Annotated in this window: 25 protein-coding genes; 17 read left to right on the top strand and 8 right to left on the bottom strand. The window is 44.0% G+C overall.

The window, feature by feature from the left end; all coding sequences use genetic code 11:
- The first annotated feature begins 48 nt into the window (after positions 1 to 48).
- The 5 genes from Q9R24_RS01160 to Q9R24_RS01140 all read left to right on the top strand — a co-directional run bounded on the left by Q9R24_RS01160 (position 49) and on the right by Q9R24_RS01140 (position 5169).
- A complete protein-coding gene (locus Q9R24_RS01160) occupies positions 49 to 684 on the top strand; it encodes a TetR/AcrR family transcriptional regulator (RefSeq protein ID WP_005251442.1) in 636 nt (211 codons plus the stop codon).
- A gap of 98 nt (positions 685 to 782) precedes the next feature.
- The gene (locus Q9R24_RS01155) at positions 783 to 2471 is read left to right on the top strand and encodes an AMP-binding protein (protein WP_311203534.1); all 1689 of its coding nucleotides are present in this window, start codon (positions 783 to 785) and stop codon (positions 2469 to 2471) included.
- A 309-nt stretch (positions 2472 to 2780) separates the two neighbouring features.
- A complete protein-coding gene (locus Q9R24_RS01150) occupies positions 2781 to 3449 on the top strand; it encodes a class I SAM-dependent methyltransferase (protein ID WP_086044877.1) in 669 nt (222 codons plus the stop codon).
- 62 nt (positions 3450 to 3511) lie between these two features.
- Positions 3512 to 4309 (top strand): thioesterase family protein, encoded by a 798-nt coding sequence (locus tag Q9R24_RS01145; protein WP_004280113.1) that lies wholly within the window; start codon positions 3512 to 3514, stop codon positions 4307 to 4309.
- A gap of 83 nt (positions 4310 to 4392) precedes the next feature.
- Positions 4393 to 5169 carry a Rossmann-like and DUF2520 domain-containing protein gene (locus Q9R24_RS01140; protein ID WP_404976553.1) on the top strand — a complete coding sequence of 259 codons (777 nt, stop codon included), beginning with the start codon at positions 4393 to 4395 and terminating at the stop codon, positions 5167 to 5169.
- Positions 5170 to 5261: 92 nt separating this feature from the next.
- Here the strand turns inward: Q9R24_RS01140 and trmB are convergent, their stop codons facing one another.
- The gene (trmB, locus tag Q9R24_RS01135; protein ID WP_005104490.1) at positions 5262 to 5978 is read right to left on the bottom strand and encodes a tRNA (guanosine(46)-N7)-methyltransferase TrmB; all 717 of its coding nucleotides are present in this window, start codon (positions 5976 to 5978) and stop codon (positions 5262 to 5264) included.
- Between the two features lie 151 nt (positions 5979 to 6129).
- Positions 6130 to 7575 carry a SulP family inorganic anion transporter gene (locus Q9R24_RS01130; RefSeq protein WP_311203533.1) on the bottom strand — a complete coding sequence of 482 codons (1446 nt, stop codon included), beginning with the start codon at positions 7573 to 7575 and terminating at the stop codon, positions 6130 to 6132.
- Between the two features lie 217 nt (positions 7576 to 7792).
- On the opposite strand from Q9R24_RS01130, the gene Q9R24_RS01125 reads away from it, so the two are divergent.
- The gene (locus Q9R24_RS01125) at positions 7793 to 8404 is read left to right on the top strand and encodes a glutathione binding-like protein (protein ID WP_004646600.1); all 612 of its coding nucleotides are present in this window, start codon (positions 7793 to 7795) and stop codon (positions 8402 to 8404) included.
- A gap of 54 nt (positions 8405 to 8458) precedes the next feature.
- Here Q9R24_RS01125 and Q9R24_RS01120 read toward each other — a convergent pair whose 3' ends face one another.
- From Q9R24_RS01120 to Q9R24_RS01100, 5 genes are all read right to left on the bottom strand, one after another.
- Complete coding sequence (locus Q9R24_RS01120; protein WP_004646601.1) at positions 8459 to 9241, bottom strand: thiazole synthase; 783 nt, start codon at positions 9239 to 9241, stop codon at positions 8459 to 8461.
- 14 nt (positions 9242 to 9255) lie between these two features.
- Complete coding sequence (thiS, locus tag Q9R24_RS01115) at positions 9256 to 9453, bottom strand: sulfur carrier protein ThiS (RefSeq protein ID WP_004280105.1); 198 nt, start codon at positions 9451 to 9453, stop codon at positions 9256 to 9258.
- Between the two features lie 35 nt (positions 9454 to 9488).
- Positions 9489 to 9854, bottom strand: a complete 366-nt coding sequence (locus Q9R24_RS01110) for a DUF423 domain-containing protein (protein WP_004280103.1) — start codon at positions 9852 to 9854, stop codon at positions 9489 to 9491.
- 119 nt (positions 9855 to 9973) lie between these two features.
- Complete coding sequence (gene rpoH, locus Q9R24_RS01105) at positions 9974 to 10843, bottom strand: RNA polymerase sigma factor RpoH (RefSeq protein ID WP_311203532.1); 870 nt, start codon at positions 10841 to 10843, stop codon at positions 9974 to 9976.
- 136 nt (positions 10844 to 10979) lie between these two features.
- Entirely contained in the window at positions 10980 to 11213 is a 234-nt protein-coding gene (locus Q9R24_RS01100; RefSeq protein WP_004280100.1) for a sulfurtransferase TusA family protein, read from the bottom strand.
- 382 nt (positions 11214 to 11595) lie between these two features.
- Between Q9R24_RS01100 and Q9R24_RS01095 the strand changes: the two genes are divergently transcribed.
- Positions 11596 to 11811 carry a cold-shock protein gene (locus tag Q9R24_RS01095; RefSeq protein ID WP_004280099.1) on the top strand — a complete coding sequence of 72 codons (216 nt, stop codon included), beginning with the start codon at positions 11596 to 11598 and terminating at the stop codon, positions 11809 to 11811.
- Positions 11812 to 11912: 101 nt separating this feature from the next.
- A complete protein-coding gene (rhlB, locus tag Q9R24_RS01090) occupies positions 11913 to 13064 on the top strand; it encodes an ATP-dependent RNA helicase RhlB (RefSeq protein WP_219309661.1) in 1152 nt (383 codons plus the stop codon).
- Positions 13065 to 13124: 60 nt separating this feature from the next.
- Here the strand turns inward: rhlB and Q9R24_RS01085 are convergent, their stop codons facing one another.
- Positions 13125 to 13505, bottom strand: a complete 381-nt coding sequence (locus Q9R24_RS01085; RefSeq protein ID WP_004646604.1) for a hypothetical protein — start codon at positions 13503 to 13505, stop codon at positions 13125 to 13127.
- Between the two features lie 258 nt (positions 13506 to 13763).
- On the opposite strand from Q9R24_RS01085, the gene Q9R24_RS01080 reads away from it, so the two are divergent.
- The 9 genes from Q9R24_RS01080 (at position 13764) to Q9R24_RS01040 (ending at position 22851) form a co-directional block, all read left to right on the top strand.
- A complete protein-coding gene (locus tag Q9R24_RS01080) occupies positions 13764 to 14345 on the top strand; it encodes a nitroreductase family protein (RefSeq protein WP_311203531.1) in 582 nt (193 codons plus the stop codon).
- A 33-nt stretch (positions 14346 to 14378) separates the two neighbouring features.
- A complete protein-coding gene (locus Q9R24_RS01075; RefSeq protein ID WP_311203530.1) occupies positions 14379 to 15452 on the top strand; it encodes an NAD(P)H-dependent glycerol-3-phosphate dehydrogenase in 1074 nt (357 codons plus the stop codon).
- Between the two features lie 76 nt (positions 15453 to 15528).
- Positions 15529 to 15984: a phosphoglycerate mutase family protein gene (locus Q9R24_RS01070; protein WP_243474776.1), complete on the top strand. Its 456-nt coding sequence runs from the start codon at positions 15529 to 15531 to the stop codon at positions 15982 to 15984.
- Positions 15985 to 16014: 30 nt separating this feature from the next.
- Complete coding sequence (gene gspL, locus Q9R24_RS01065; protein WP_311203529.1) at positions 16015 to 17154, top strand: type II secretion system protein GspL; 1140 nt, start codon at positions 16015 to 16017, stop codon at positions 17152 to 17154.
- Positions 17154 to 17633: a type II secretion system protein GspM gene (gene gspM / locus Q9R24_RS01060; RefSeq protein WP_222112043.1), complete on the top strand. Its 480-nt coding sequence runs from the start codon at positions 17154 to 17156 to the stop codon at positions 17631 to 17633. The genes gspL and gspM overlap by 1 nt, the downstream gene beginning before the upstream one ends.
- Positions 17634 to 17723: 90 nt before the next feature.
- Positions 17724 to 18725 carry a quinone-dependent dihydroorotate dehydrogenase gene (locus tag Q9R24_RS01055; RefSeq protein WP_311203528.1) on the top strand — a complete coding sequence of 334 codons (1002 nt, stop codon included), beginning with the start codon at positions 17724 to 17726 and terminating at the stop codon, positions 18723 to 18725.
- Positions 18726 to 18730: 5 nt separating this feature from the next.
- Positions 18731 to 19312, top strand: coding sequence for a CvpA family protein (locus Q9R24_RS01050; RefSeq protein ID WP_311203527.1), 582 nt, complete (start codon positions 18731 to 18733; stop codon positions 19310 to 19312).
- A gap of 24 nt (positions 19313 to 19336) precedes the next feature.
- Positions 19337 to 20872, top strand: a complete 1536-nt coding sequence (gene purF / locus Q9R24_RS01045) for an amidophosphoribosyltransferase (protein ID WP_004729956.1) — start codon at positions 19337 to 19339, stop codon at positions 20870 to 20872.
- Positions 20873 to 20961: 89 nt separating this feature from the next.
- Positions 20962 to 22851: a M48 family metalloprotease gene (locus Q9R24_RS01040; RefSeq protein WP_311203526.1), complete on the top strand. Its 1890-nt coding sequence runs from the start codon at positions 20962 to 20964 to the stop codon at positions 22849 to 22851.
- The last annotated feature ends 146 nt before the right edge of the window (positions 22852 to 22997 follow it).

Genomic DNA, 22997 nt, shown 5'->3' with positions numbered 1-22997 from the left:
ATTCACAAAATGATTTACAATTCATTTTATCTTGTTGAGATTAATTTTATGAGTTATAAAAGATCATCATTGATGCAGGAACGAATGGAACAAAATCGCCTGTCGATTTTGGAATCTGCTCGTGAACTGATTATTCAAGGGGGCTTGAAGGAGGCATCGATTCAGGCGATTGCAGAACGCGCAGGCGTTTCTACAGGGCTGGTCTATCGATATTTCGAAAGCAAAAGCCAGATTTTAATTGAGGTTTTGTCGGCCGCGATTCAGCATGAAGTCGGAATTCTGAACCATATTGCCGAGTCAGATTTATCGCCAAAACTGAAATTGCAAAAATCTGTTACAACTTTTGTCAAGCGTGCCATGAATAGCCCCCAATTGGCGTATTCACTGATGTTCGAACCGGTTGATCCGGAAATGGAACATGAGCGTTTTCGCAGTAAGCAGCTGCTTAAGCAGAGCATTAAGGAAATTCTGGCCGAAGGAAAGGTCAATGGAGAATTCGAATTTGAAGATTTGAATACGGCAGCATTAGGTGTGGTTGGTGCCATGACCTTTGTCGTGATTGAACCTTTAAATCCGTCCCGAAATGTCATGTTTGATCAGAAGTATAAGGATCACTTTGTCAAACAGATTGCCGATTTTTGTGTCAACGCAGTACGTGGGCAGGAGGAAAATTTACAAGCATAAACACACAAAAAACCGGTACACAGACAAGGTCGTCGTGGTCATAAAACAATTAGTAAAGTTGAAAATCAGAATTACAAAGAATCAAGGAGATCGATTCAATGACACAAGTACGGTTAAGCTATGCCTATGGAACCAGCAGCCAGCCTTTATTGGGCATGACGATTGGTGAAAAATTTGATCAGGCTTGCGAGCAGTATGCAGAACGTGATGCGGTAGTGAGTTTGCATCAGAACATACGCCTCAGTTACCGGCAGCTACAGGATCAGGTCAATGCCTTTGCCTGTCAGCTGCTGAAACTAGGTATGCAAAAAGGTGACCGTCTGGCAATCTGGTCGCCGAACTGTGTGGAATGGACCATTACCCAGTTTGCGGCCTTCAAGGCAGGCATTATTCTGGTGAACCTGAATCCGGCCTATAAAAGCAATGAGCTTGAATATGTGCTAAACAAGGTCTCCTGTAAGGGACTGGTGATTGCAGCGCAGTTTAAGACGACGGACTATCAGGAAATTCTGACTAAAATTGCACCGGAATTGCAGGAAACCGAGGATAAATTCCTTAATGCAGAGCGTCTGCCGCATTTAAAACATGTAATTAAAATTGATGACCAGCAGCATACCGGCATCCACCGGTTTCAGGATTTGCTGAGCTCGCCTAGTGCACAAGAGCTGGATCAACTGCAACAGATCTCCAGTGAATTGCAGTTCGATGAAACGATTAATATCCAGTTTACCTCGGGTACTACGGGCAATCCGAAAGGCACCATGCTGACCCATAATAATATTTTAAATAATGGTTATTTTGTCGGTGAAGCCATTCATTTAGGGCCAGAAGACCGTGTCTGTATTTCAGTGCCTTTATTTCACTGCTTTGGTATGGTCATGGGCAATCTGGCCTGTATTACGCATGGTTCCGCCATGATTTATCCGTCTGCCGTGTTTAATCCATTAGAAACCTTAAAAGCCATTCAGCAGGAAAGATGTACCGCGGCTTATGGTGTGCCGACTATGTTTATTGCGGTGCTGGAACATGAACAGTTTGACGAGTTTGATCTGTCCAGTCTGCGTACCGGGATTATGGCGGGTAGTCCATGTCCGCAGGAAATTATGCAGCGCGTGATTGAACGGATGCATATGTCTGAAATCACGATTTGTTATGGCATGACTGAAACCGCACCCGTCAGTGCACAAAGCTCAACGGCAGACAGTGTCGAGCAACGTGTCAGTACGGTTGGCCGGGTACATCCGCATCTGGAAGTTAAAATTGTCGATGAAAATGGCAAGGTGGTTCCACGCGGCCAATTGGGTGAGCTGTGTGTACGTGGTTATTCAGTGATGCTCGGTTATTGGGAAGATCAGGATAAAACCCAGGAAGTGATTGATGCGGCGCGCTGGATGCATACCGGTGATATCGCTGAAATGGATGATGAAGGCTTTGTCAAAATCAAGGGCCGAATCAAGGACGTGGTGATTCGTGGCGGAGAAAACCTGTTCCCGAAAGAAATTGAAGATTTCCTTTATACCCATCCGGCTGTTTCAGATGTACAGGTGATTGGGGTGCCAGACCATAAATATGGTGAGGAACTTTGTGCCTGCATCATCCTGCATGAAAATGATCCTTGTACTGAAGAAACCATCCGTCAGTATTGTAAGGAGCATATTTCTCACAATAAAGTGCCGCGCTATGTGCGTTTCTTCCAGGAATTTCCAATGACGGCTTCAGGGAAGGCGCAGAAGTTCAAATTGCGTGAATTTATGCGTGAAGAGCTGAACTTGAAAGAGATTGCTTAAATTGTATTGATGCGATTCTTAAATGGGGCAAAGCAGTATTTAATGCATGCATTGCCTCCATTTGTATAACGGTTTCGATATCAATGTTTAGGCTTTTCTTACTTTTGATGGGCCAAAAGTAAGCAAAATCCCTTTATTTTGCTGAAGGGACTTCCATGTCCCTCAGCAAAATGGCGACATCCATGTCGCCGGGTCTATGATCAAATTTCAATAAAACAGTAAATAAGATCAAGCTACAAGATTTAAATATTCAATCTATCTAAATACCCGCCTGAGTTTTAGATTCGTGCATAGATTTAGAGTAAAAATATGGCAAAAAACTTTCACAGTGAAGTCGTGGTCGCCAGTTATGACGATCATATCCGTAAACTGATTCCCGGTTATGAACTGGTGCATCAGCAGATTGAAGCAATTCTCAGCACTGAACTCCCAGAAACCGCACATATATTAATAGTGGGTTGCGGAACAGGTTATGAATTGTCGTATTTATTAGAGCAACATCCAGACTGGACCTTTACTGCAATTGATCCATCAGCAGCCATGCTGAAACAGGCTAGTAAAAATCTGAATTCTATAGATCGACAAAGGGTGCAATTCATCCAAAGCACGATTCAAGATTTGAATCAGCCGGATACTTTCGATGCCGCATTGGCCATTCTGGTGGCTCATTTCATTCCAAATTCCGAAAAAAACGGATTTTTTCAGGCTATCCATCAGTGTCTTAAAACCAACGGTCTTGCATTGACCTATGACCTGATGCAACCCGAAGATCAGCAAGACATCAAAATTATGCAGAAGCTGGCACAGCAGACAGGGTTAAGCATGGTGCAAAGTAGCAAGATGATTGAACGCTTGGAGCAGGATTTTCACTTGTTATCTGCGCAAAATTTTACAGCACTTTTAACCAAAGTCGGATTTAAACAGTGCAAAATTTATTGTCAAATCATGAATTATCATGGCTTTTTGCTCAGAAAATAAAGATCAAAGAACTTTTTGCAAATTCTAAAGTTTAAGAGAATATTCAGGGAAGTATTAAAACAATGTCGGCATATTACAGTTTTATTCAGCGCGAACAGCATGCAGATGGCAGTACTACGGCTTATTACCGTTCTAATATTCATGCACAAGGTGCGTGGAATCCACATGAGCAGCACATGGCGCCAGCCACCGGTATTCTATGCGTCGAACTGGAACAGTTTCAGCCACGTGCTGACATGCGTATTGGTCGGGTCGGGCTGGATATTTTTGGCCTGATAGCCTTTGGTGAATTTTCGATTACCACACGCATGATCCGTCCGGGTAAAACCATTGAACTGGTTGAAGCTGAAATGTGTGCCAATGGTAAAACCTGTATCGTGGCACGCGCGTGGAGAATGCTAACTTCAAATACCACGGCCATTGCTGGAGTGGAAGATTTTCCGATCGAAAGTCCAGAATATTTACCGGTTTGGGAGGGTATGCGCTGCTGGCCGGGCGGTTATATCCAGAGTATTGAAACCCGGGCACATGCTGACCATCGTGCAGGCAAGGGCATTGTCTGGCTAAGAAATTCGCTGGACATGGTAGAAGGTCAACCGACGACAGACTTTAGTCGTTTGCTCGGTATGGTCGATACGGCCAATGGCATTGTGCCACGTCAGGACCCGAATTCCGGTTGGGGATTTCCGAATCTGGACCTGCAGATTCATATGCACCGTCTGCCGCAGGGTAAATGGCTGGGACTGGAAGTGGTGCAGCAATATGGTGAAGATGGTATCGGTCTGACTAGCGGGATTCTGCATGATGTTCATGGACCTTTTGGCCGAAGTGAACAGATTCTGACCCTGCGAAAGTTCTAAAGCCTATTCAAAAACATCAAGGCCAATTGCCTCAATCTGTATTTATTGGCATGCTGTGCGCAATGAGTCAGGAACAGCACAAGATGCGGATCAGTATGATTGGGGCAGGGCGAGTGGCATATCATCTTGCCCGTGTATTTTCAGCACAACATGAGATCGTACAGATCTACAGTCGAACCCTAGAAAAATCACAGCAACTGGCTGAGCAATTCAACGCTCAGGCCATCGCTCGACCTGAACAGCTGAGTCATGAGGTGGATCTGGTCATTATCGCGGTCAGTGATCAGTCGATTGCCAGCGTCATTGAACGGATTCATCCGCATTTGCAGCAGAACCTGATCGTACATACCTCTGGCAGTACCCATCTCGATTTACTGAAAAATGTGCATGTGCGTGCAGGCGTATTTTATCCTTTACAGACCTTTAGTCTGGAACGCCAGATTGATTGGCAGCAGACGCCACTATTTATTGAGGCGGTGAATGAACAGGACCAAATCCTGTTATTAGAACTGGCAAATAGCCTAAGCAATCGTGTTTATACTTATAGTTCTAGTCAACGTCTCAGTTTGCATCTTGCAGCGGTATTTGCCTGTAACTTTGCCAATTATTGTTATGATATGGCCAAGCAGGTAGTGGATGCACAACAGGTCGATTTCAGTTTGTTGTATCCCTTGATGCTGGAAACTGCCAATAAAGCCACGCAGAATGATCCCAAAAAAATGCAGACCGGCCCAGCGATGCGTGGTGATCAGAATATTTTGAATATGCATCAGCAGATGTTATCCAATATGCAGCGAGAAGATTTGAAAAATGTCTATCAGTTGTTGAGCCAGCAGATTCTCACGCGTCATCAGAAATGAAGAAGCGAATGATTCACCTACGGAGCAGGGTTCAAAGGCAAATTTTTCCCATAAAAAAGCGCTGAATAATCAGCGCTTTTTTGAGTCTTAGATTAAGAAATTTTCTTGAAGATAAAATCATTAATCTTGTGACCGGCTTCGATGCCGCGACGTTCAAACTTGGTTTGCGGACGCCATTCCGGACGAGGGTAGCTGTTGCCTTTGCCCGCCAGATTTTCCAGTCGTGGACGTTCTTCCAATACTTCAATCATCCATTCCGCATACGGTTCCCAGTCCGTTGCAGCATGGAAAGTTCCGCCAAGTTCTAGCTTTTGCTCCACCAGTGGCATACGGTCATGCGAAACAAAACGGCGTTTAAAATGACGCTTTTTCTGCCATGGATCCGGGAAATACAATTGCACAGTATTGATACTATTGTCTGGCATTTCACGTAATACCTGAATTGCATCAGCATCCAGCACACGTAAGTTCGTTAGGCCTTCAACACCTGCTTCATACACGCACTGCGCAATTCCAGGTACATGGACCTCAATCCCGACAAAGTTTCGCTCAGGATTGGCTTTGGCCATCAATACCAGTGAACGGCCCATACCAAAACCGATTTCTACAGTCAAAGGACGTTCAGGATGTTCAAAGTGCTCACGCAAATCACCGACTGGATATTCCAAAATTAAGTGACCATATTGTTCAAGCGCAGTACGTTGAGAGGTGTTTAGCGGCATTGAGCGGCGCATAAACGTCACGATTTCACGGTGCTCGCTTAAGTTTTCCAGCTCCACGACTTGCTGGTCTAATTGATCGTTCGACATAACTTTGGCAAATCTAAAAATTCAGAATGCGGTATTTTAAGTCCTGAGCCGAGCAAGTCAAACTTTTCTCGGTATTTCTCCATAAAAATTGGCGAGATCTTCCAGATAAAATAAAAGAGCCAATTGAGGCTCTTTTATTAATCACCGTTCATCAGCTACTAAACCGGTCAATCAGTGTACTGCTGGCTTCATTTAAACCGATCACTGTTACGTCTATATTTTGGGCTTTAAATTTCTGGATCACATTATTCAACATGTTCACTGAGGTCACATCCCAGATATGCGCGTGGGTTAAATCGAGTTCGACATGCTCAAGCTTTTCCTTAAAATCAAAGAACTGATAGAATTTTTCTGTACTGCTGAAGAATATCTGTCCGGAAATAATATAGCTACGTGAATTGACCGTATTTAAATACGTATAGACATGTATAGTTCTTTCCAGTTTATTAATAAAGAACAGGGCAGAGAGCAATACGCCGACAAATACACCAAGCGCCAGATTATGAGTGGCAAGCACGACAATAATCACGGCAATCATCACGGTATTAAATTCTGGCGGATGTTTGCTGAATTGCTTGATTGCTCCCCATTGAAAGGTGGTAAATGCCACCATAATCATGATCGCAACCAGCGCTGCCATTGGGATATAAGCCAGCCAGTCTTTCAAAAAAACCACGAGACACAGCAGAAACACGCCAGCGACCAGAGTCGATAAACGGGTACGTGCCCCTGAAGACACATTGATAATTGACTGGCCGATCATGGCACAACCGGCCATCCCACCCATAAAGCCGCTGACAATATTGGCCATCCCCTGACCACGACATTCCTGATGACGGTCACCTTCAGTTCCGGTCACTTCATCAATGACCGTAGTGGTCATCATGCTTTCTAGCAAACCGACAGTCGCCAAGGTAAAGGAATAAGGCAGGATAATTTGCAAGGTTTCCAGATTGAGTGGAATTTCTGGAATCAGGAATACCGGCAAAGTATCCGGGAATTGTCCCAGATCGCTCACGGTACGCATATCTGCACCCAACAACAGCGCCAGTCCGCTTAAAACTATAATACAGATCAAAGGTGAGGGAATGGCTTTACCGATTTTAGGGATATACGGACACAGATAAATAATTGCCAGACCAATCGCAATAAACAGATAACCAGTGCTATCCATCCGGTTAATTTCCGGAATTTGTGCCACGAATATCAGGATCGCTAACGCATTTAAAAATCCATAGACCACAGCCTGCGATACAAAGCGCATTAATTTAGCGACTTTAAAATAGCCGGCAATGACCTGAATGATGCCGGTCAGAATTGTGGCAGCCAGCAGATACTGCAGACCATGTTCTTTTACCAAGGTAATCATCAAAAGCGCCATTGCGCCTGTAGCCGCAGAGATCATGGCAGGACGGCCGCCAAAAAAGGCAATCGAGACCGCAATACAGAAAGAGGCATATAAACCGACTTGCGGATCGACACCGGCAATAGCAGAGAAGGCAATTGATTCAGGAATCAGGGCAAGTCCTACCACCAGACCTGCCAGTACATCTGTGCGGATATTGGAAAACCATTCTTCTTTTTTCAGGCTAATCACGAAATATCATCTATATTTGGAAAACCTGTGTATGTTAAACAGATAGAGATAAAAATCTACACAAGATTGACTTGCAAAAGCCCGGAATATCCTGAATATTGAATGAGTAACTGTCTTGAGATCACAGTTACGCTTTTTTGCAATTTACAGGTTTGATCACTTGAAAGTTTGTCAGAAGCGATTTAAAACATTGAGAAGTGTATAACAAGGATCAGAAATGAAGCTTTACTATTCACCAGGTGCCTGCTCACTGGCAGCACATATTATTTTAAATGAAATTAATGTCGATTTTGATTTGGAACGTGTTGATTTAAAAACACATAAAACAGAAAAAGGTACGGATTATTACGAAGTTAATCCTAAAGGTTATGTACCAGCGTTAGAAATTAACCCTGGTCTGATCCTGACAGAAAATGTGGCGATTCTACCGTTTCTTGCTCAACACGATCCAAAACAAGATCTGATTCCGCCATCGGGCATGGGACGTGCCAAGGTACTTGAATGGCTAGGTTATCTGAACTCTGAACTACATGATGCCTATGCGGTGTTCTTCGGTGGCAAGTTATCCGACGATGAAAAGAAAAAAGCCTATGCAGAGGTTGATCGTCTATTGAGTTATATCGATAAAGCGATTGGTGAATCGGACAATGATTATCTGGTGGATGATAACTTTGGCCCTGCGGATGCCTATCTATTTGTCTTGACCAACTGGTCGAACCAGATTGAGCATGATTTGAGTCCATATAAAAATATTATTCATATCCGTAATAAAGTGGCAGAACGTCAGTCTGTACAGATTGCTATGCGTGATGAAGGTCTGATTCCTTAACTAAAAACAAAAATAAAGGACTCAATTGAGTCCTTTATTTTTGTTCATGAAAATTTATTTAAAGAAATAGCCGGTTTCCGGTGAGCTGGCATTGGCCATACGCTTACGCGGCATACGGCCTGCAAGAAAAGCTTCTCGGCCTGCTTCAACGGCTTTTTTCATCGCAGATGCCATTAATACCGGATTTTGTGCAGCTGCAATCGCTGTATTCATGAGTACACCATCACAACCCAGTTCCATCGCAATCGCGGCATCACTCGCTGTACCGACACCGGCATCGACTAGGACAGGAACTTTGGCATTTTCCTTGATGATTGACAGGGTATGTGGATTCAGAATGCCCAGACCAGAACCAATCAGGCTACCCAATGGCATAATCGCAACACAGCCCATGCTTTCCAGCTCTTGCGCCACGATCGGATCATCCGAGGTATAAACCATGATCTCAAAGCCATCGTCAATCAAGGTGCGCGCAGCTTTCAGTGTTTCGGTTACGTTTGGATAAAGTGTCTTTTCATCACCCAAAACTTCAAGTTTGACCAGATTGTGGCCATCGAGCAACTCACGCGCCAGCATACAGGTGCGGACGGCACTATTGGCATCGAAGCAACCTGCGGTATTCGGCAAAATGGTATATTTTTCCGGAGGAATGACTGACAGCAGGTTCGGCTGGTCAGGATCTTGGCCAATATTGACACGGCGAATAGCGACAGTGACAATCTCTGCACCACTGGTTTCAATGGCCTGCTGAGTTTCATTTAAATCTTTGTATTTGCCTGTGCCTACCAAAAGGCGTGACTGGAATTGGCGTGAACCAATCTGTAATAAATCTTGCATAATTGTCCCGAGTATTAGCCGCCACCGACCGCGTGAATAATTTCTATTTTGTCTGTATCGCAAATTGGCGTATCGCCCAATCTGCTTTTAGGAATAATCATTTCATTGACTTCAACTGCAAAACGCTTACCCTCAAGCGCCATACTCTGAATCAGTTCCAGCAGATTCTTGCAGTGAGTTTCCTGTTGTTCGCCATTGATGTAAATCATCATTCTAGCAACCCTCCATGATTAAGTGTTGTTCAAACTTATCTGGCGTATTTTAAAGCATTCCAGGCCAGAATTAACCATCCGGCAATCATTAAAGCCCCGCCGATGGGCGTAATAGCACCTAAACCGCGGGGTAATCCTAAGGCCATGATATACAGTGAGCCAGAAAACAGTAAAATGCCGACCTGAATCAGACCGAAGCTCCATTGAATGGGCAATGCAGGAATGACTTTCGCCAGTAAAGAAAGAATCAGTAGTCCTAAGGCATGATAGAAAAAATAATCCGTTGCTGTTTGCCACCAGCCGAGCTGTGCTTCAGTCGCCCGCGCTTTTAAACCATGTGCACCAAAAGCACCGAGCATGACTGCAAGTGCCAAATTAAGTGCTGAAATCGCAATCCACATTTGAATTGATCTTCCTGATAAAGTTTGCGCTCAACCTTAGCATAAATTCAAAATGCGGACATAAAAAAGCCTTCATCAAAGAAGGCTTTTTCGAGGTAAATCAGTAACAGAATTTGGTGTTAATTGGATGACATCGCCACTTTAATTTTTTCCATGGCATTTTTTTCCAGCTGACGAATACGTTCCGCAGAAACATTATATTCGGCTGCAAGCTCATGCAGGGTCGATTTCTCGTCATCTAGCCAGCGACGCTGCAAGATATTACGTGAACGATCATCTAGCTGATCCATGGCTTCATGCAGGGCAGAGGTGCTTTGCTCCTCATAATCTTCATTTTCAATCAGACGAGCCGGGTCATAACGATTATCTTTAAGATATAACGCTGGTGCCACATGGGTGGAACCTTCATCATCGTCATCGCTTGATGCATCAAAAGCCGCATCATACGCCGTCAGACGGCCTTCCATTTCCAGTACTTGTTCTGGTGTGACATTTAAATCATTGGCAATCGACTGTGCTTCTGCGAGCGTCAACTTTTTCGATGATTTCTTCAGGCTGCGCAGATTAAAGAACAGTTTACGTTGCGCTTTAGTGGTGGCGATTTTCACAATACGCCAGTTACGGATCACATATTCGTGAATTTCCGCCTTGATCCAGTGCACGGCAAATGACACCAGACGTACGCCCATATTCGGGTCAAAACGTTTTACAGCTTTCATCAGGCCCAGGTTGCCTTCCTGAATCAGGTCGCCTTGTGGCAAACCATAACCTGCATAACTACGCGCAATATGTACTACAAAACGCAAATGCGACATGACCAGCATTTTCGCTGCATCTAAATCTTGGTCATAATAATAGCGTTCAGCCAACTCTTTTTCTTGTTCGGCCGTTAAAATCGGAATCTGATTGACAGTGCTGATATAAGCACCGAGGTTGACACCTGGCGCCGATAATGACAGGGGCATTAACTGATTGCGGCTGTCACTCATGTGTTCTCCTTGAAGTGCGGGATAACCCTAAACTAGGTTTTATCTTAATCCAATCTCTTCGCAAATAATGGATATTTGGGTAGAGAAATGTAAAAAAGTATACGAAAGTGAAGATCAACAGTTTAATTGAAAATTTTTAAGATTCAATTAAGTAGTGAAACTCTGTATCAGAAATTTTTTTAAATTCAAGCTTGAGCTGATGCAGCTGACAATAGCGGCTGACATCTGTCTGGCTATGCGGATCAGATGATTTCAGCAGGAATGTTTTCTGATTTCCGGCCTTTAGTGCGCGCTTTAACATTAATAGCGGCATCGGGCACGGTTTTCCCATAGCGTCTATAAGGCTGAATTGCGCTGGATATTCGGACATTGCGGTTTTATTTAGATAGCAGAAAAGGCTATAAATAGTAGCAAATATGATGCCAGAACCAAACTGGTTTCAGAAAAAGAAGATCTAAATGACTTTATAAAGTCTTTTGACAATTTTCATGAAAAAAATAACTAAATCAAACAGAACATGCTAAAAAAAATCTATTAATTGTGATAAACCCATGTTAAGCTCATTGCGTATTTGGGACTTTGAATAAACAAAGTGATTGTTTTTCACCCTATTACATAAATGGATGTAACCGGGATTTTGTTGATAGTTTTACAGAATGATTACAAGCTTAAAAATAATATTTTCAAACTTGTTTGCTCTGCTGTTTGCAACACCGGGTGGTCCTTCTTTTAGTTTCAATGAGGATTAACTTATGACAGCTGCTCGCGAACAAGGCGTAGTTAAGTGGTTTAACGATACTAAAGGCTTCGGCTTTATTCAACGTAATGGCGGCGATGACGTATTCGTTCATTTCCGTGCTATCCAAGGTGACGGTCACCGTTCACTTCGTGACGGCCAACGTGTTGAATTCAGTGTTGTTAAAGGCCAAAAAGGCTTTCAAGCTGAAGAAGTTCAACCATTAGACTAATCTTCGGATTAAGCTAAAAAGAAAACGCTCCAATATAACTTGGGGCGTTTTTTGTTTATACTATCCCTATCTTAGTGATTACCCAATTAGAGCACCGCTTTATGTCATCTGGTTTTGAAACCTTAAATTTACATCCCAATCTAAAAAAAGCGATTGATGCTTTAGGCTTTACCACCATGACGCCTATCCAGCAGAAGGTTTTGAAATTCACGCTGGCAGGACATGATGCCATTGGCCGTGCACAGACAGGTACAGGCAAAACTGCGGCCTTTTTAATTAGTATCATGAATGATCTGTTAGATAATCCGATTCAGGAACAACGCTATCGTGGTGAGCCACGTGCGCTGATTTTGGCACCGACCCGTGAACTGGCGTTACAGATCGAAAGCGATGCACAGGATCTGGCGAAATATGCTGGTCTCAATGTGGTGACCTTGCTGGGTGGTGTGGATTTTGACAAGCAAAAGAACCAGCTTAATAAAGCGCCTGTCGATATTATGGTGGCTACACCGGGTCGTTTGATCGATTTTGTAGAACAAAAAGAAGTCTGGCTGGATCAGATTGAATTTTTGGTCATTGATGAAGCCGACCGCTTACTAGATATGGGCTTTATTCCTTCAGTAAAGCGCATTGTGCGTTTCTCGCCGCGTAAAGAACAACGTCAGACTTTAATGTTCTCTGCAACTTTCAGCTACGATGTGCTGAATCTTGCACAACAATGGTTATTTGAACCGGTCACAGTTGAAATTGAACCGGAAAAGAAAACCAATGCCGATGTCGAGCAGCGGGTTTATATGGTCGCCAAGGCGGACAAATATAAATTGTTGCAAGAAATCCTGCGTGATGAGCCGATTGAAAAAGTCATGATTTTTGCCAACCGTCGTGATCAGGTGCGCAAACTTTATGATCATTTAAAACGTGATGGTTATAAGGTGGTGATGTTGTCGGGCGAAATTGCTCAGGACAAACGCCTGAAAATGCTGGACCAGTTCAAAAATGGTAAACATAACATCATGATTGCAACAGATGTTGCAGGTCGTGGCATTCATGTTGATGGTGTATCGCATGTAGTGAACTTCACCTTGCCGGAACAGTCGGATGATTATGTGCATCGTATTGGCCGTACCGGTCGTGCGGGAACCAGTGGTGTGAGTATCAGTTTCCTTGCAGAAGATGATGCGTTCTATCTGCCAGAAATTGAAAAAGCCATTGGGCAAAAATTGCCTTTGACCCGCCTGGAAGGTTACTGCTAATCCAGACCATAGAAAAACCGCTCTTGAAGAGCGGTTTTTTATTGCGCTGTGGTTTAAGGCTTATTTGGCCTGACAGCGAAATGTAAGCACCGTCTGATAATCATCATTCTGGTTTAAACCGGTATTGGTACCTGCGATATTCCCGAGAACGGTAGCCGCTGCCTGAATCATCTGACCTGTTTGTTCATCGACCACGCCTTTTAAAGCGCCGTTATAAGCTGTCTTTTCATCCACAATAATTGGGGTTGATCGAGAGCCACAGGCTTTATTGGCCGCAGTAATCGCGTTGTTTTTCGAGGTCAGTTGATTTTTACCTAATCCGGTCACTTCGTACTGGTTATTTTCCTTTTGCACTGCCAATGCAGTCGGGTTTGATGCACATGCAGTAAGCAGTAATGCGGAAATAGCTAATCCGCTGAAAGCGATTGTTTTTTTCATCATGAAATCTCGAATAAATAGGATGCTGAATATTTCAACACAGCAAGCAGCGCAGATTTTGTAGCTGTTGTATAGGTTTGGCAATTTTTGGTATAGCTCTATGTGACTTAGGTGAAAAATAGAGCAGTACAGGATTGAAAAACCAAGCAAGTTTATTTTCAAGTAGTGATGAGCGTGCTGAATCGCTATGAAGTTTCTAGCGTATTTTTCTTTGAATATGCTAATCTTGAGTATGGTTTTTAAGTGTAGATATACAAGGCAATGACGGAATCTGCGATTGACATCGTTCATCAAAATATTCACCAACGGCAATCGATTGGTCATCTGCTGGCACCGGCACCGAATGCAGAACAACTGGAAAAAGCCTTTCAGGCGGCATTAACTGCACCCGATCATCATCGACTCAAGCCTACCACATTTGTTGTGATTCCTGATGACCAACGTGAAGCCTTTGGAGAATTGCTGTCGCAGGCGCTCATCGATTTGGGTGAAACTGAAACAGCGCAGATTGAGCGGGTCAAGAATCATCCATTTCGTGCGCCTTTACTGGTACTTGCCTTAACGCGTTTGCAGGATCATCCTAAAGTTCCGCATTTTGAACAAATTCTCAGTTCAGGTGCAGCGATTCAGAATTTTCTATTGTCACTTCAGGTTCAGGGTTTCTCGACCATGTGGCGTAGTGGGGCTGTAGTCGAGTCTAGCCTGTTTAAGCAGGCATTGGGAATTTCAAAAGACGATCTGGTCTCAGGTATTATTTATATTGGCACTGCCGCAAAAGCAATTCCAGCACGCGCAGAGATTCGAACCGGTGATTTTGTAAGTTACTGGAACCAGAACAGCTAGTTGGCACGGTATAACAGGATATTAAAAAATAAGATGTCAGAATTAAATTTTTCAAAACTGGTAGAACCGGTTGCAGTTGATCATAAGACAGCTTTAAGAGTAACGGTATTGGGTGGGGGCAGCTTTGGTACTGCAATGGCCAATACTGCAGTGCGTAATGGTTGCAATACCATGATCTGGATTCGTGATGAAGCAGTTGCGGCAGATATTAATGCCACCCATATCAATAAACGCTATTTGCCAGATTTTAAGTTAGAAGAAAATCTGCTAGCGGTGTCAGATCTGGAACAGGCTGTGCGTGATCGCGATATTATTTTAGTCGCTATTCCGAGTCATTCCTTTCGGGATGTCTTGCAGCAAATCAAACCTTTTATTACGTCGCAAGCCGTGATCTCGCTGACCAAGGGTATTGAAGCCAAAACCTTTAGTTTCATGAGCGATATTATTCGTGAAGTGTTGCCTGAAGTGCCTTATGGTGTGTTATCAGGACCGAATCTGGCCAAAGAAATTGTGGCAGGACAGCCAGCAGGAACCGTGATTGCCAGCCAGTCCGAGCTGGTGCGTTATGCCGTACAACAAGCCTTACATAGTGCCTTGTTCCGCGTATTCGCCAGTGATGATGTGAATGGGGTAGAACTCGGGGGCGCATTAAAAAATATCTATGCTGTCGCGATGGGCATGGCTGCTGCGTATAACGTGGGTGAAAATACCAAGAGTATGATCCTGACCCGTGCTTTGGCCGAAATGAGCCGTTTTGCAGTAAAACTCGGTGCTAATCCGCTGACTTTCCTTGGGCTTTCAGGTGTGGGTGATTTGTTCGCTACCTGTAGCAGCCCTCTTAGCCGTAATTATCAGGTGGGTTATGCGCTTGGTAAAGGTAAAACCTTGGAGCAGGCAACGACTGAGTTGGGGCAAACGGCAGAAGGGATTAATACCATTGTACAGGTCAAGGCACGTTCGGAAGAGCTCGATGTGTATATGCCGATTACCTCGGCCTTGTATGATGTGATTTTTGAAGGTGCGCCGCCACTCAATATTGCATTGTCATTGATGAAAAACGGTCATCGCAGTGATGTTGAATTTGTCTTGCCACATCATCAAGTCTGATCTATAACACAGGGACTGTCTGCGAATTGTCATATTCGCTGCTTATCATGCAGGCAAAAGAATATAAGGAAATCAAATGCAACTGACTTTAGTTCGACATGGCGAGGCCGCACCACCGGTCAATGGTAATGACACCAAGCGACCTTTAACGGAGCGTGGTCATCAACAGGCTGAGCAGACTTCACAGTTCTTAAAGGATCTGATTAAGCCTGAAGTCTTTGTGGTCAGTCCGTTATTGCGTGCGCAGGAAACTCTGGCACATTTGCAGCATTATTTTAAAGATGTGCCGGTGGTGATCTGTAATACGATCAAACCGGATGATGATGCTAAGGTCGCAGTGGAATGGTTATCGCAACTGCCTTATGAGTCGATTGCAGTGGTGTGTCATATGAATGTGGTGGCCCATATGTCTTCCATTCTGCTGGCTGAATCTTTTCATCCCTATGCATTGGCAGAAGCACGCATTTATGATCAGGCGGTGATTGCCCCTGGCTTATCCACACAGATAAAAAGCTTTATTCCTACACTATAAAAAATTTATTAAAACGGCAGAACACAATCGATGTTGTATTTATGGATGCCTGAAGCCAATGGGGTTTGGCAATGGTCAACTGGGGAATTCTGGAACACTGCAGTCACACTTGAGCAGCTGATTCAGGATATACAGGCTCATCATGGCGAAGAGGCGGTGGTGTTTTTTCCGAGCCGTCATGTGCAAATTTTGCAGCAGACCTTGCCTAAGAGCCAATATAAGAAAATGGGCAATGATGGCATCAAATATTTGCTCGAAGAATATGTGGTGCTGCCGGTAGATGCCATGAAAGTGCTGCATCATTTTCAACAGCCGGATCAGATCAGCATTATGGGAATTGCGAATTCTACGCTTGAGACCTTGCAACATGCTTTAAGCCTGATCCCGGTCAAGCTAGCAGCTTTGTTGCCGGACTTTTTAGTGCTGCCGGTTCCTGATGCCAATCAGCGTGTGATTGCTCAAATTGGTGGGCGTTTGCTGGTGCGCGAGTCGGAATATATCGGTCAGTCGCTGGATGATCTAAGCCTTTATCTGGATTATCAGTCCAAGGACCTCAGCTATAAGGTGAGCAACCTGAATCAGGAGCAGTTGCGTAGTCTTGAAGCACTCATCACTCAGGAGCAACTGGAGTCTTTCCAATATGGAATTCCTGTACTGAAAAAACCAAAACAGCATCCGTTTAATATATTGCCTAAAGCAAAATCTGATGGTGCTATTTCCGGTTATTGGAAAGCCTGCGCGGCGGTTTTTCTGGGTATTTTGGCATTGCAGTTTAGTTATGATGCTGTGCGCTGGTATCAATATAAGAAAGTGGCGAATCAGACCGCCGCGCAAGCCATCGACCAGTTTAAATACTGGTTTGGACAGAATTATCCGGTGACTGAGCAGAATATCAAAAGTCAGTTTGAAGGGCAGTTGCGTCAAAGCCAGATTGCAGATACACACGCATTGCAGCTGATTAGTCGGGTGGGACCAGTCTTGATGCAAAATCAGATTGTGGCACAACGGGTGAATTATGATGCTTCTGTGCTCAGTATGGAACTTAAAGCCAATTCATCAGAAACGTTAAATGCACTGACCACACAATTAAGCCAGCAAGGCTTTAAGGTGGAGCTGGGGAATATTCAGGCCAGCGGAACAGCAGCAATCGGACTGGTGAGGATTCAATAATGAAAGGCATTGAAGCGCTACAAAATCGTATGGATCAGTCTTTTGAAAAGCTGAGCGATTATCTGGACAGCCTGTCGGTACGTGAACGGGTATTGGTGATTTTTACCACTGTTTTTGTAATTGTGGCGGCAGTCGGTTCTGCACTCTGGTATATGCATCAGGCGGCAGACACCCAGCAAAAACGCTTAAATCAGCTGAAAGATACCATTGTCTGGATGCAAAGTAATGCAGTAACCATGAAACCGGCTGGGGACACGCAACTGGATGCTGCAGAAAAAGTACAGCGGGTCGCACAGCAGCAAGGATTGTCGGTGGCTTCTCAGCAAATGGAAGGAAAAATTCAATTGGCGGTCATGCATGAAAATTATGCAGTACTGGCAAATTTCCTGACTCAGTTGGCACAAATGGGGCTAAGTATCGAGAAAATGGAACTAAATAATGAGGCAGGACAGATTAAATTAACGGCGACCATACAATAAACGGTAAAAATAAAGATTTGCAAAGCATGGTTTTTTTGTCAGCCTATGCCTATAATATGCCGACTTAAAAAGCAGTAGACTTTTCTGGATATGTTGTATTCTCTAGCCCGCCCTTTGTTGTTTTCTTTAGCACCAGAGCGTGCACATGAGCTGACATTATCACTATTGAAATCATCCCATAAAATGGGTTTGATGCGTCAAAACGTTGCTGCGAAACCTGTGACCTGTATGGGAATCGAATTTCCCAATCCGGTAGGTCTTGCGGCAGGTTTGGACAAAAATGGTGCCTATATTGACGCCCTTGCCGGTCAAGGTTTTGGTTTTATTGAAATTGGTACCATTACCCCGCGACCGCAAGCCGGTAATCCTCATCCGCGTTTATTCCGTTTGCCACAGGCCAAAGCCATTATTAACCGTATGGGTTTTAATAATGATGGCGTGGATCGGCTGGTTGAAAATGTCAAAGCGGCCAAATTTAAAGGTATTCTCGGTATCAATATCGGTAAAAACGCTGATACTCCGGTAGAAAAAGCAGTAGATGATTACCTCATCTGTTTAGAAAAAGTCTATAATTATGCTTCTTATATTACCGTCAACATTTCTTCTCCCAATACCAAAAACCTGCGCAGCCTGCAAAGTGGTGATGCACTCACCGAACTGCTGGAAACATTGAAGAAGCGTCAGCTTGAATTGGCTCAGGAATACCAGCATTATGTACCTTTGGTACTCAAAGTGGCGCCTGATCTGGATAACAGCGATATTGCCTTTATTGCCAAGCAGTTATTGCGGTTCAAGATTGATGGCCTGATCGTGACCAATACCACGCTGTCACGTGAAGGCGTAGAGGGTTTGGAGCATGCAGAGGAAGCGGGCGGTTTGTCTGGCGCGCCAGTATTTGAGAAAAGTACCGCATGTCTGGCTGCATTTGCTGCGGTATTAAAAGGACAAATCCCATTGATTGGTGTGGGTGGTATTCTTTCGGGTGCAGATGCTGCTGCCAAGAAACAGGCAGGTGCCAGCCTTGTACAAATTTATAGTGGCCTCATTTATACTGGCCCTAAACTTGTAAAAGATTGTGTAGACGCACTTTAAATCCTATGAATGCCATTGATATCTTTCTACTGATTATCTTGCTCATTGGAGGGCTCAACGGTTTGCGTCAAGGATTTATTAAAGCCTTTGCGAACTTAGTGGGATGGATATTTGCCCTGATTATTGCGGCAAAATATTCAACACTACTTGCGCCGTCTATGGTTGCTCTGAGTACAGATCCAGTCGTACAAAAGATTGCGGCCTTCGCTTTTATCGTCCTGCTGATCGTAGTTCTGACCTGGAGCGTTACTGCACTGTTGAACCGTATTTTAAAGAGTCTCAAGCTGGGTCCTCTCAACCGTCTGGCAGGTGGTGTCTTTGGTAGCCTGAAAGGTCTGCTGATTGTCCTGATTACCATGCAGGGGATTGGCCCGTGGGTAGAAAGCTCACCACACTGGAAACAGTCCAAGTTTATTCAAGCTTTATTGCCTTATGCGCCTTGGGCGACGCAAATGTCGAAAGAAGCCGCGAATGGTGCACTACAACATATCAAGCCTGAAGGGGCATCGAAACCTTCAGCTTCATCATCTGAAACATCGTCCAAGTCTGGAGCTGCAGATGAGTCTACAAATAATCCTTTTTATTAATCCTAGCTTGTCTGCGAGGTTGCTATGTGTGGAGTAGTTGGTATAGCTGGTAAATCACCCGTTAACCAAATGTTGTTTGATGCATTAACGATGTTACAACATCGTGGACAAGATGCAGCTGGGATCGTGACATGTGATGAAGGACGTTTATTCCTGCGCAAAGACAATGGTATGGTGCGTGATGTATTCCATACCCGTCATATGCGTGCTTTGAAAGGAAATTACGGTATTGGTCATGTGCGTTATCCAACAGCCGGTTCATCGAGCAGTGCTGAAGCACAGCCGTTTTATGTGAACTCGCCGTACGGGATTACCTTGGCACATAATGGTAACCTGACCAATGCTGAAGAAATTCATGATGACCTGTTCAAAACTGACTTGCGTCATATGAACACCGATTCTGATTCGGAAGTCCTGTTAAACGTGTTTGCGCATGAATTGCAAAAACATGGCAAATTGGTACCGACGTCGGAAGATATTTTCCATGCGGTGACGCGTGTGCATGAGCGTTGCAAAGGCGCTTATGGTGTGGTGGCGATGATTACCGGTCAGGGACTGGTAGGCTTCCGTGATCCAAATGGTATTCGTCCACTGATCTACGGTTCACGTGAAACTGAACAGGGTATGGAATATATCATTGCTTCTGAATCTGTTGCGATTACTGCGCTGGGCTTTAAAGTTGAGCGTGATATTTTGCCTGGTGAAGCGGTATTTATTGATTTAGAAGGTAATTTTTTTACCAAGCAATGTGCGGCGAATGCTGAATACCGTCCTTGTATTTTTGAATATGTTTATTTTGCCCGTCCAGATGCCATCATTGATGGAATCTCGGTGTATAAAGCACGTTTGAAAATGGGTGAGAAGCTGGCGCAAAAAATTCTGCGTGAGTGGGGTGAAGAGCATGATATTGATGTGGTGATTCCGATTCCGGATACTTCACGTACTTCAGCGCTAGAACTTGCCAATATGTTGGGCGTGAAATTCCGTGAAGGTTTCATGAAAAACCGTTATATCGGCCGGACCTTCATTATGCCTGGTCAGCAGCTGCGTAAAAAATCGGTACGTCAAAAACTGAACCCGGTTGAGCTTGAGTTTAAAGGTAAAAACGTACTGTTGGTGGATGACTCGATTGTCCGTGGTACGACCTGTAATGAAATTATCCAGATGGCTCGTGATTCTGGTGCGAAAAAAGTATTCTTCGCTTCTGCAGCACCGATGGTGAAATATCCAAACGTTTACGGTATTGATATGCCGGCGAAATCTGAGCTGATTGCATCGGAACGTAGCGTGGAAGAAATCCGTGAAATTATTGGTGCTGACCGTCTGATTTTCCAGGATCTGGAAGATTTGAAAGATGCGGTAAGAACCACCAAAGTACCGGATGTCAAAGACTTTGATTGTTCAGTGTTTGATGGCATCTATGTTTCGGGCGGTATTGATGCGCAATATCTGGATGATCTTCAGCAAAAACGTAGTGACAGTGCCATGAAAGAAAGCAATTATATTGATGTCAATATTGATGCAGCCTCAGTGGATTTGACTGGCGTACGCGAAGTCTAAGTAGTTAAAATCATCATGAAAAAGCGGGAATTTCCCGCTTTTTTGTTTTATGATGAGCCCATTGAAAATCATCATTTTAGGATTCTGCATTGCGAAACGTAGGATACGATTTTATAAAAAACAAAAATATAGTACTGCCTGTAAGTTTTTGCCTGATTGCAATTCTGTTGACTATTTTTATTATTAATACCGTTGTTGGTCTCTTTGTTTTTTATACTGATCCTAGCCAGTCAATCTTCTGGCATGCGCTGAGTCCTTACCTGATTGCTTTGCTATTATGTGCCATGATGATCTCGGTCATCTACGAGTTTTATATTTTTCGGAATGGTGGTTATTCACTGGCGAAGCAGTTGGGTGCGCGTCGGTTGAGTCCGATGGACAGTATTCCCGAAGAAAGTGCTGCATTGCACATTAACCAACAGTTGGCAGAGACTTTTCTGATTGATGTTCCTGCAGTATATGTGCTGCCCGATGAAGTCGGTGTCAATGCGCTGACGGCGGGTTTTAGTCCGCGGGATACCGCAATTATCCTGACTTGGGGTGCGATACAAACACTGGATAAAGTCGAGCTGTATGGCTTGCTCAGCCATGAATTCAATAAAATCCTCTCTGGTGAAGCTGCAGAAAATACCCGTTTGAAAATTCTGTATAGCAGTCTAACCACGTTTAGTCAGTGTGGCAGTAAGATTGCCAAGTCCGGTTTTTATCGAGCGGGTAGTCCCCGTGAAAACAAGTTTGAAACTTTCTATGTTGCAGTCGGTGCGGTGATCTGGCTGATTGGTAGTTTGGGTGTTTTGATTTCCCGTTTTATTAAATATATTTCACTGGGTGGTCGAACCTATAAAAATGATCGGAAGACCCGTCGCCTGATTCAAAATGATGCCAATATCCAGACTTTACTCAGAATCCATGTGCATCATTCTGGCTCCCAGATTTATAGTGAATATGCTGAATCCATTTCACATATGTGCTTTGCCAATTCCTTGAGCCCACAAAACTGGCTGAATATTCATCCCAATATCAATCAGCGGATTTATGAATTAAATCCTGCCTTGATTCAGGACTTACAGCTTGAGAATCTGAAAAAACTCAAAAATCAGCCTTTGTTTAGTTTGTTCCGTTCTTTAGAAGAAGTGGTGCCTGAAACTGCAATGAGCTGGAGCTCGCCACAGCCTTTGCCATTATTGCGGCTGTCTCCGATCAGTTTTGCGATTAAAGATGCGATCAAACCACTGAATCCGGAACTTCGGCTCAAGATGCCACGTCCGGAACTGATTGAGCGTGCATTACAAACCGCAACTGGTTCTCGTGAAGTGATGGTCGCCATTTTAATGATCCGTCAATATCGTGAATTTATTCCGACTGAGGCTGAAGTTAGCCGTGCCATTGTAGATTCATTGCTCAATCTGGACGGGCGGGTGCATATCTCGATTTTCCAGCAAGCTTGTAACAATATTGGTGGCATGCCGACAACTGTTGCACGCCAGTTTTTGATGAAGCTGGCACGGATTATTCAGGAAGATGGCGAAATTGGCCTGTTGGATGCATTATTACTGGAATGTGTGAAATACGAACTGAATTTGCTTCCTGCACATACGCCTACAGCACTCGATGAGGTCAAGCCACAGATTGTGCGTTTGATCGACGCCTTGCTGCATGTACAGCAGATTAATAGCGGCAACCAGCTTGAGGTGCGGGAGCGGATTTTAAACCGGATTCTGACCGCTCAGGAACTGGACTTATATAATGAAATTTCTGATGAGCCGATTGATCTAGCAGAAATCCTGAATGATATTGCGGGGCTGTTATTGCGTGATCGCCTCAGTATTTTAGGTATTGCAGAGGCCTGTTTGTGGAGTGATCGTATCGTGACACAGGATGAGTTGGACGTGATGGAGCTGTTGTATTGGCGCTTGGGTTTTGAGGCAGAACAGGTCGTTCAGCAAATGTTAAAGAAGAACAGTTTAACCATTCTGTAGAAAATAAATGAGAACGCGCAGCTTTAGCCGGAATCTGTTATAACAGCAGGAATGGTTTAATTGTGTATTAAAAGCACGGTTTTTAGCAGACAGCTAAACTTTGTACTAGAATCCATCAGGATAAAAAAGAAAAGCTGAAAAAGTTC

Source organism: Acinetobacter sp. RRD8, from assembly GCF_031844225.1.
Classification (GTDB): domain Bacteria; phylum Pseudomonadota; class Gammaproteobacteria; order Pseudomonadales; family Moraxellaceae; genus Acinetobacter.
The sequence above is the reverse complement of the archived record's forward strand: the minus strand, read 5'-3'. Positions and strand labels throughout refer to the sequence as shown.

Coding starts and splice junctions, on each gene's coding strand:
- Q9R24_RS01160 (WP_005251442.1), top strand. CDS start 49: ATGAGTTATAAAAGATCATCATTGATGCAGGAACGAATGGAACAAAAT.
- Q9R24_RS01155 (WP_311203534.1), top strand. CDS start 783: ATGACACAAGTACGGTTAAGCTATGCCTATGGAACCAGCAGCCAGCCT.
- Q9R24_RS01150 (WP_086044877.1), top strand. CDS start 2,781: ATGGCAAAAAACTTTCACAGTGAAGTCGTGGTCGCCAGTTATGACGAT.
- Q9R24_RS01145 (WP_004280113.1), top strand. CDS start 3,512: ATGTCGGCATATTACAGTTTTATTCAGCGCGAACAGCATGCAGATGGC.
- Q9R24_RS01140 (WP_404976553.1), top strand. CDS start 4,393: ATGCGGATCAGTATGATTGGGGCAGGGCGAGTGGCATATCATCTTGCC.
- trmB (WP_005104490.1), bottom strand. CDS start 5,978: ATGTCGAACGATCAATTAGACCAGCAAGTCGTGGAGCTGGAAAACTTA.
- Q9R24_RS01125 (WP_004646600.1), top strand. CDS start 7,793: ATGAAGCTTTACTATTCACCAGGTGCCTGCTCACTGGCAGCACATATT.
- Q9R24_RS01120 (WP_004646601.1), bottom strand. CDS start 9,241: ATGCAAGATTTATTACAGATTGGTTCACGCCAATTCCAGTCACGCCTT.
- thiS (WP_004280105.1), bottom strand. CDS start 9,453: ATGATGATTTACATCAATGGCGAACAACAGGAAACTCACTGCAAGAAT.
- Q9R24_RS01110 (WP_004280103.1), bottom strand. CDS start 9,854: ATGTGGATTGCGATTTCAGCACTTAATTTGGCACTTGCAGTCATGCTC.
- rpoH (WP_311203532.1), bottom strand. CDS start 10,843: ATGAGTGACAGCCGCAATCAGTTAATGCCCCTGTCATTATCGGCGCCA.
- Q9R24_RS01100 (WP_004280100.1), bottom strand. CDS start 11,213: ATGTCCGAATATCCAGCGCAATTCAGCCTTATAGACGCTATGGGAAAA.
- Q9R24_RS01095 (WP_004280099.1), top strand. CDS start 11,596: ATGACAGCTGCTCGCGAACAAGGCGTAGTTAAGTGGTTTAACGATACT.
- rhlB (WP_219309661.1), top strand. CDS start 11,913: ATGTCATCTGGTTTTGAAACCTTAAATTTACATCCCAATCTAAAAAAA.
- Q9R24_RS01085 (WP_004646604.1), bottom strand. CDS start 13,505: ATGATGAAAAAAACAATCGCTTTCAGCGGATTAGCTATTTCCGCATTA.
- Q9R24_RS01080 (WP_311203531.1), top strand. CDS start 13,764: ATGACGGAATCTGCGATTGACATCGTTCATCAAAATATTCACCAACGG.
- Q9R24_RS01075 (WP_311203530.1), top strand. CDS start 14,379: ATGTCAGAATTAAATTTTTCAAAACTGGTAGAACCGGTTGCAGTTGAT.
- Q9R24_RS01070 (WP_243474776.1), top strand. CDS start 15,529: ATGCAACTGACTTTAGTTCGACATGGCGAGGCCGCACCACCGGTCAAT.
- gspL (WP_311203529.1), top strand. CDS start 16,015: ATGTTGTATTTATGGATGCCTGAAGCCAATGGGGTTTGGCAATGGTCA.
- gspM (WP_222112043.1), top strand. CDS start 17,154: ATGAAAGGCATTGAAGCGCTACAAAATCGTATGGATCAGTCTTTTGAA.
- Q9R24_RS01055 (WP_311203528.1), top strand. CDS start 17,724: ATGTTGTATTCTCTAGCCCGCCCTTTGTTGTTTTCTTTAGCACCAGAG.
- Q9R24_RS01050 (WP_311203527.1), top strand. CDS start 18,731: ATGAATGCCATTGATATCTTTCTACTGATTATCTTGCTCATTGGAGGG.
- purF (WP_004729956.1), top strand. CDS start 19,337: ATGTGTGGAGTAGTTGGTATAGCTGGTAAATCACCCGTTAACCAAATG.